Genomic DNA, 7,760 nt, shown 5'->3' with positions numbered 1-7,760 from the left:
TCCCGCTCATGCCCCTACGACGCCGCGGGGGCCGCTCCTGTTGCAGCCGGCGGGACGGCGATCCGCCCGGCGCTGATCCGCACCGCGCCGCCCTCGACGGAGACCGAGGTCGCGCGCCCCGCCTCGGCGACCACCCGCACGTGCAGGGAGGAGGGCCGGCCCATCTCGACGCCCTGGGAGACGAGCAGCTCCGAGGGCCCGTCGGCGGGCAGCAGGCCGGCGGCGACCGCGCTGACGCCGAGGCCGAGGGCCGCCGACCCGGTCGCCGGGTCCTCGTCGACGCCGATGCCGGTGCCGAACATCCGCACCCGGGCGCGCGCCGGTGCGGCCGCACTGCCCTCGCCGCCCTCCCAGCCGACCACGAGCAGCCCGGCCAGGGCCGCCGCGCCCGGCGGCACCCGCGCCGGCAGCGCTGCGAGCGCCGCGGCGTCCGGGCGCAGCACGCCCAGCGCCCCGGGGCGCACGAAGACGTGGACCTGCTCCACGCCGGTCCCGGCCCTGGCGGCGCCGGTGCCGCCCGCGGCCAGGTCGAGCTCCACCGCGGGCAGGCCCACCGCCTCGAGCAGCGGGGCGGGGTCGACGTCGCCCCGCCAGGTCGGCGTCCCCCCGGTCAGGCGCACCGGGCCGAGGTCCGGGGCCACCTCCAGGGGCAGGTCGCCGGCCGCGCAGGTCTGCACCACCCGCCCGGGCGCGAGCGCGCCGCGGGCGGCCAGCAGCCACGCCGTCCCGACCGAGGGGTGGCCGGCGAACGGCAGCTCGGTGCCGGGGGTGAAGATCCTCAGCCGGTAGTCCACGCCGCGGGCGCGCTCGGCCTCGCTCGGGGCCAGCGGGAAGGCGGTCTCGGACAGCGCGAACTCCGCGGCCAGGGCCTGCAGCTGCTCGGTGGCCAGGGCCTCGGCGCCCAGCACCACCGCGAGGGGGTTGCCCGCGAAGGGGCGGTCGGTGAAGACGTCGACGACCTCGAACTCCAGCTGCTCCGGCGCGCTCATCCGGGGAGGCTAGCGGCGCGGGCGGCTAGGCTCGAAGACCGTGAGCGCCCCCTCCCGCGTCTTCGTCGCCCGGCTGGCCGGCCTGCCGGTCTTCGACCCGCTGGGCGACCGGGTCGGGCGGGTGCGCGACGTCGTCGTCGTGCCCCGCGGGACGCGCCGACCGCGCGCGGTCGGCCTCGTCGTCGAGGTGCCCGGCAAGAAGCGCATCTTCGTGCCGATGACCCGCGTGACGAGCATGGACGCCGGCCAGGTCATCACGACCGGCCTGCTGAACATGCGGCGCTTCGAGCAGCGCCCCTCCGAGGTGCTCGTGCTCACCGACCTGCTCGACCGCACGGTCGTGCTGTCGGCGTCGGTCGCCGGGGACGACGGGCCGGCGGAGGTCGTCGTCGAGGACGTCGCCCTGGAGCAGCAGCGCAACCGCGACTGGGAGCTCGCCCGGGTCTTCGTGCGCAAGGACGCCGGGGCGCGCCGCAGCGCGCTGGGCCGCCGCCGCGGCACCACCCACCTGGTGGACTACCACGACGTCGCGGGCCTCTTCACGGCCCAGAGCGACCAGGGCGCCGCGCTGCTGGCCGCCTCGATGGAGGAGATGAAGGCGCCCGACCTCGCCGACCTGCTCCACGACATGGCCGGCAAGCGCCGGGTGGAGGTCTCGGCCGAGCTGGACGACGAGCGGCTGGCCGACGTCCTGCAGGAGCTGCCCGCCGACGACCAGGTGGAGATCCTCACCGCCCTGGGCCGCGAGCGCGCCGCCGACGTGCTCGAGGCGATGGAGCCCGACGACGCCGCCGACCTGCTCGGGGAGCTCTCGGAGGACCAGCAGGAGCAGTTCCTGCGGCTCATGGAGCCCGACGAGGCCCGCGACGTCCGCCGCCTGCTGGCCTACGAGGACGACACCGCCGGCGGCCTGATGACGACCGAGCCGGTCGTGCTGCCGCCGGAGGCCACGGTCGCCCAGGCGCTGGCCACCGTCCGGCGGGCGGAGGTGCCGCCGACGCTCGCGGCCGCGGTGTTCGTCTGCCGCCCGCCGACGGAGACCCCCACCGGGCGGCTGCTGGGGATCGTCCACCTCCAGCGGCTGCTGCGCGAGGCCCCGCACGAGGCGATCGGCGGGATGCTCGACTCCGACGTCGAGGCGCTCTCGGTCGACACCCCGCTCGCGGTGGTCACCCGGCGCCTCGCCACCTACGACCTCGTGTCCCTCCCGGTGACCGACCCGGCCGGCCGGCTGCTCGGCGCGGTGACGGTGGACGACGTCCTCGACCACCTGCTGCCCGAGGACTGGCGCGAGCGCGACGACGAGCCGGAGCCCCCCGCCGCGGGGAGCCCCGCCGCGGGGAGCCCCGCCGCGCCGGGCGGCGCCACCGCGGTGCGCGCACCGGGGGTGCCCGGTGCCTGAGGACCGCGACCCCGTCCGCCGCCGCGACGCCCTGGACACCCCGCTGGAGGTCCGCCAGGGCCTCGTGCGGCGCCCGCGGATGGACCCCGAGCGCTTCGGCCGGCTGTCGGAGGGCTTCGCCCGCTTCATGGGCACGCCGACGTTCCTGCTCTACATGAGCGTCGTCGTGGTGGCCTGGCTGGTGTGGAACACCTTCGCCCCCGAGGCGGCCCAGTTCGACCCGCGCGCGCTCAACTACACGCTGCTCACCCTCATCCTGTCGCTGCAGGCCTCCTACGCCGCGCCGCTGATCCTCCTGGCGCAGAACCGCCAGGACGACCGCGACCGGGTGGGCCTGGAGCAGGACCGCCAGCGCGCGGAGCGCAACCTCGCCGACACCGAGTACCTGGCGCGCGAGGTGGCCGCGCTGCGGATCGCCCTGGGCGAGGTCGCCACGCGCGACTTCGTCCGCTCCGAGCTGCGGGCGCTGCTGGAGGAGCTGGACGACCGCGACGGGCGCGAGGGCCGCGAGGCGCGGGAAGAGCGCTGACCCCGGCGCTCCACCTCAGCGATCCACCTCAGCGCTTCACCTCGGCGCTGCTCCTGCCGATGGGCACCGGGTGAAGCTCCCGCACCGGGCCCCCGCCGTGCCGACCGTGCCCGCGCAGCCGCCGTCGCGCCCCACGTCGGCCGCGTACCCGTCGTCCCCCGCGCCGTCGGCGACGATGGGCTCGCTGCCGCTGCGCGCCGCCCCCACCGCCCTGCAGTCCCTGCAGCGCCGCCGGCTGGGCGACGTGCTCGTCGACGCCGGCGTGCTCACCGGCGAGCAGCTCGAGCAGGTGCTCAGCACGCAGCAGCGCGCCACGGGGCCGCGGCGCCGCCTCGGCGAGCTCGTCGTCGAGCTCGGCCTGTCCGACGAGCGCGGCATCGCCCAGGCGCTGGCCGACCAGCTCGGCCTCACCGTGATCGACCTGTCGTGGACCGCGCCGGCCCCGGACGTCGTCCGCCTGCTGCCGCAGCAGGTCGCCGAGCGCAGCCGGATCCTCGTCGTCGACCGCACCCCGACCGGCCTGGTCGTGGCGGTCGCCGACCCCACCAACGTGCTGGCGCTCGACGACGTCAAGCTCCACACCGGCGCCGCGGAGCTCACCGTCGTGGTCTCCACGGAGAGCCAGATCCGCGACCACCTCGCCCGCGCCTGGTCCCTGGGCCAGGACGCCTCGGGCGTCACGGCCGTGGGCGACGACGTCGACGGGCTGCTCGACGACGGCGACGGGCTGCTGGGGATGTCCGCCTCCGCCGCCCTGGGCACGCCCGGGGCGGAGGCCAGCGACGACAGCGCCCCCGTGGTGCGCCTGGTCAACCGGATCCTCGCGGACGCCGTCCGCCTGCGCGCCTCCGACATCCACGTCGAGACCCAGCGCGAGCAGCTGCGGGTCCGGTACCGGATCGACGGCCTGCTGCGCGACGTCATGACCACCTCGCGCCGCGCCGCCGGCACGGTGATCAGCCGCCTGAAGATCATCTCCGGCCTGGACATCGCCGAGCGGCGCCTGCCCCAGGACGGCCGCGCCCGGATCGTCGTCGACGGCAGCCCGGTCGACTGCCGCGTGTCCACCCTGCCCGGCCTGCACGGGGAGAAGGTCGTCATCCGGCTGCTCACCCGCGGCACGGACGTGCCGACCCTCGACGCCCTCGGCTTCGAGCCCGCCCAGCGCGACGTCTTCGCCCGGGCGCTCTCGGTGCCGCAGGGCCTGGTGCTCATCACCGGCCCGACCGGCTCGGGCAAGACGAACACCCTCTACTCGGCGCTGTCGCACATCCTCACGCCGGAGAAGAACATCGTCACCCTCGAGGACCCGGTCGAGGTGCAGCTGCCGGGCATCACGCAGGTGCAGGTCAACCCCAAGGCGGGGATGACGTTCGAGGCCGGGCTGCGCTCGATCCTGCGCCAGGACCCCGACATCGTCCTGGTCGGCGAGGTGCGCGACACCGAGACCGCCGAGCTGGCGCTCAAGGCCTCCCTCACCGGCCACCTCGTGCTCACCACCCTGCACACGAACTCCGCCGTGGCGGCCCTGACCCGCCTCGTCGACATGGGCGCCCCGCCGTTCCTCGTCGCCTCGTCCCTGACCGCCTCGGTCGCCCAGCGCCTGGTCCGCACGCCGTGCCCCACGTGCGCCAAGCCCTACACCCCCGACGACGCGACGCTGCTCCTGCTCGGGCTGAGCGCCGCCGACCTGGTCGACGCCACCCCGCTGCGCGGGACCGGCTGCACGGACTGCGGTGGCACCGGCTACCGCGGGCGCACCGCCGTCTTCGAGGTGCTCGAGGTCGGCTCCGCCGTCCGCGAGGTGCTCCTCAAGGAGCCGACCGAGGCCGCCGTCGGCGCGATGGCCCGCGCGCACGGCATGACCACCCTGCGCGCCGGCGCGATCGCCAAGGCCCGCGCCGGCCTGACCACCTTCGAGGAGGCCCTGCGGGCCACCTCCACCGACGACGCCGGCCCGAGCGGGCGCGGGGGCCGGGGCTCGCGCGCCTGCCCGTCCTGCGAGCGCCCCGTCGAGCCCGGCATGGTCGCCTGCCCGTGGTGCGCGGTGTCCCTCGACACGGGGGCGTGCACGAGCTGCGAGCGCCCGCTGCAGCACGACTGGGCGCTGTGCCCCTGGTGCCGCACGCCGGTCACCCGCGGCTGAGCCGGTGTCAGAACGACGGCGCGCTCCGGCTCGTCGTCGTTCTGACACCCGACCGGCGCTCCCGCCAGCGGCGCCTAGGCTCGGGGCGTGACCCCCTTCCTGCGCGGCCGCACGCCCAGCGCGCCGTCGGCGCCCTCCGCGCCCTCGGAGGACGCCGTCCGCGCCGCGCTGACCGGTGTGCTCGACCCGGAGATCCGCCGGCCGATCACCGACCTCGGCATGGTCGGCGCACTGGAGGTCTCCACCACCGGCGCGGTGCTGGTCGAGGTCCTGCTCACCACGTCGGGCTGCCCGCTCAAGGACACGCTCGACCGCGACGTCAGCGCTGCGGTCGGCGCCGTGCCGGGGGTCACCGCCGTGCGGGTCGACCTCGGCGTCATGGACGCCGAGCAGCGCGCCGCCCTGCGCACCACGCTGCGCGGGCCGGGCGCCACCTCCGGCGGGGAGCGCGAGGTGCCCTTCGCCCGTCCCGGCTCGCTGACCCGCGTCTACGCGGTCGCCTCGGGCAAGGGCGGGGTCGGCAAGTCGACGGTCACGGTGAACCTCGCGGTGGCGATGGCCGCCCAGGGCCTGCGGGTGGGCCTCGTCGACGCCGACGTCCACGGCTTCTCCGTGCCCGCGCTGCTGGGCACCACCCAGACGCCGACCCGGCTGGACGACATGATCCTGCCGCCGGTGGCGCACGACGTGAAGGTCATCTCGATGGGCATGGTCGTGCCCGACGGCCAGCCGGTCATGCACCGCGGCCCGCTGCTGCACCGGGCGCTGCAGCAGTTCCTCACCGAGGTGCACTTCGGCGACCTCGACGTGCTGCTGCTCGACCTGCCCCCGGGCACCGGCGACATCCCGATCAGCGTCTCCCAGCTGCTGCCCGGCTCCGAGCTCGTCGTGGTCACCACCCCGCAGCCCGCCGCCGCCGACGTGGCGATCCGCGCCGGGCAGCTCGGCGTGCGCACCGGCCAGAAGATCGCCGGCGTGGTGGAGAACATGTCGTGGATGCCGATGCCGGACGGCTCCCGGATGGAGGTCTTCGGCGCCGGCGGCGGCGCCGAGGTCGCCCGCCGGCTGTCCGCCGAGGTCGGCGCCGACGTGCCGCTGCTCGCCCAGGTGCCGATGGACGTCGCGCTGCGCGAGGGCGGGGACGCCGGCACGCCGGTCGTGCTCTCGGACCCGGGCTCCCCCGCCGCGGTGGTGCTGCTCGAGCTCGCCCAGCGCCTGGGCCACCGCGCCCGCGGGCTGGCGGGGCGGTCGCTGGGGATCACGCCCGTCGGCTGAGCGTCAGGTCGCCTCGGCGTCGAACGGCGTCTCGTCCGGGTCCGCGGACCGGGCGGCGGGCCGGGCGCCCCCACCGCCCGCGGGCGGCTTGGGACGCCGCGTCGGGCTCTGGCGGGCGGCGCGCGCGCTCGCGGGCGACTCGTCCTCCCACGCCTCGGCCAGCGCGTCGCGGACGATCCGCCGCGGGTCGTACTGGCGCGGGTCGAGCTTGCGCCAGTCGACCTCGTCGAACTCCGGACCGATCTCCTCCCGCACCTGCTCGCGCAGGCCGAGCGCCACGCGCCGCCCCTCGCGCACGAGCCGCCCCAGCTGCTGGGCGTAGCCGGGCAGCCGCTCGGGCCCGACCACGAGCAGGGCGATGAGCGCGAGGACGGTGAACTCCCCGAGGCCGACGCCGAACACCTAGTCTTCCTCCGCCTCGTCGAGGACGAGCTCGACCTCGCGGTCGGTGCCGTCGCGGCGGACCGTGAGCGTCACCGCGTCACCGGGCCGCTGCGCGCGGATGGCGACGATGAGCTCGTCGTTGGCGGTGACCGGCCGGCCCTCGAACTCGGTGATGAGGTCGCCGGGCTCGATGCCCGCCCGGTCGGCGGGGCCACCGGGCACGACGGCCGGGCCGGCGGGGGTGTCGCCGTCGACGACCTTCACGCCCGGGCCGCGGTAGCGGTCGTCGAGGGAGACGCCGATGACCGGGTAGGTCGCCCGGCCCGTGTCGATGAGCTCCTGGGAGGTGGCCACGGCCTGCCGGCTGGGGATGGCGAACCCCAGGCCGATGCTGCCCGCGCCGCCCAGCGCGCCGAGCCCGCCGGGCGCCTGCGCGATGGCCGAGGTGATGCCGACGACGCGGCCCTGCAGGTCCACCAGCGGCCCGCCGGAGTTGCCGGGGTTGATCGCGGCGTCGGTCTGGATGGCGTTGATGTAGCTCTGCGCCTGCTCGCCGGCCGCGACGGGGCGGTTCAGGGCGCTGACGATCCCGGTCGTCACCGTGCCCTGCAGGCCCAGCGGAGCGCCCACGGCCACCACCTCGTCGCCGACGAGGACGCCGGAGGAGTCGGCGAACTCCAGCGGCACCAGGCCGTCGCGGTCCACGCGCAGCACCGCGAGGTCGTAGGGGGTGGTGCGCCCGACCACCTCGGCCTCGGCCTCGCTGCCGTCGGCGAAGACGACGGTCACGACGCCGCCGCCGTCCGCGGCGCCCTCGATGACGTGGTTGTTCGTCAGCAGGAGGCCGTCCTCGCGGATGACGAAGCCGGAGCCGGAGCCCGTGCCCTCGTCGGTGGTGACCTGGATGTTCACCACCGAGGGCAGCACCACCGCGGCCACGTCGCGCACGGAGCCGTCGGCGGGCAGGGTGCTCGCGCCGCCCGCCGGCGGGGGGTCCTCCGCGCCGGCGAGGGTCGGGCCGGGCCCGCCGACGCC

At 76.6% G+C, this 7,760-nt stretch carries 7 protein-coding genes; 4 read left to right on the top strand and 3 right to left on the bottom strand.

Going from position 1 to position 7,760, the window contains the following annotated elements; translation table 11 throughout:
- Positions 1–14: 14 nt before the first annotated feature.
- A complete protein-coding gene (locus AC5FZL_RS13800; protein ID WP_493619464.1) occupies positions 15–989 on the bottom strand; it encodes a PhzF family phenazine biosynthesis protein in 975 nt (324 codons plus the stop codon).
- Positions 990–1,029: 40 nt separating this feature from the next.
- Between AC5FZL_RS13800 and AC5FZL_RS13795 the strand changes: the two genes are divergently transcribed.
- The 4 genes from AC5FZL_RS13795 to AC5FZL_RS13780 all read left to right on the top strand — a co-directional run bounded on the left by AC5FZL_RS13795 (position 1,030) and on the right by AC5FZL_RS13780 (position 6,341).
- Positions 1,030–2,391, top strand: a complete 1,362-nt coding sequence (locus tag AC5FZL_RS13795) for a magnesium transporter MgtE N-terminal domain-containing protein (RefSeq protein WP_493619463.1) — start codon at positions 1,030–1,032, stop codon at positions 2,389–2,391.
- Complete coding sequence (locus AC5FZL_RS13790; protein ID WP_493619462.1) at positions 2,384–2,920, top strand: DUF1003 domain-containing protein; 537 nt, start codon at positions 2,384–2,386, stop codon at positions 2,918–2,920. The genes AC5FZL_RS13795 and AC5FZL_RS13790 overlap by 8 nt, the downstream gene beginning before the upstream one ends.
- 70 nt (positions 2,921–2,990) lie before the next feature.
- Positions 2,991–5,066, top strand: coding sequence for an ATPase, T2SS/T4P/T4SS family (locus AC5FZL_RS13785; RefSeq protein ID WP_493619461.1), 2,076 nt, complete (start codon positions 2,991–2,993; stop codon positions 5,064–5,066).
- A gap of 87 nt (positions 5,067–5,153) precedes the next feature.
- Positions 5,154–6,341, top strand: a complete 1,188-nt coding sequence (locus tag AC5FZL_RS13780; RefSeq protein WP_493619460.1) for an Mrp/NBP35 family ATP-binding protein — start codon at positions 5,154–5,156, stop codon at positions 6,339–6,341.
- A gap of 3 nt (positions 6,342–6,344) precedes the next feature.
- Here AC5FZL_RS13780 and AC5FZL_RS13775 read toward each other — a convergent pair whose 3' ends face one another.
- Positions 6,345–6,743, bottom strand: coding sequence for a twin-arginine translocase TatA/TatE family subunit (locus AC5FZL_RS13775; protein ID WP_493619459.1), 399 nt, complete (start codon positions 6,741–6,743; stop codon positions 6,345–6,347).
- Positions 6,744–7,760: S1C family serine protease (locus AC5FZL_RS13770; RefSeq protein WP_493619458.1), on the bottom strand; the 1,017-nt coding region annotated here is incomplete at its 5' end.

The organism is Quadrisphaera sp. DVD1, assembly GCF_058932755.1.
This window is presented reverse-complemented; position numbering and strand designations above follow the sequence as displayed.

Coding starts and splice junctions, on each gene's coding strand:
- AC5FZL_RS13800 (WP_493619464.1), bottom strand. CDS start 989: ATGAGCGCGCCGGAGCAGCTGGAGTTCGAGGTCGTCGACGTCTTCACC.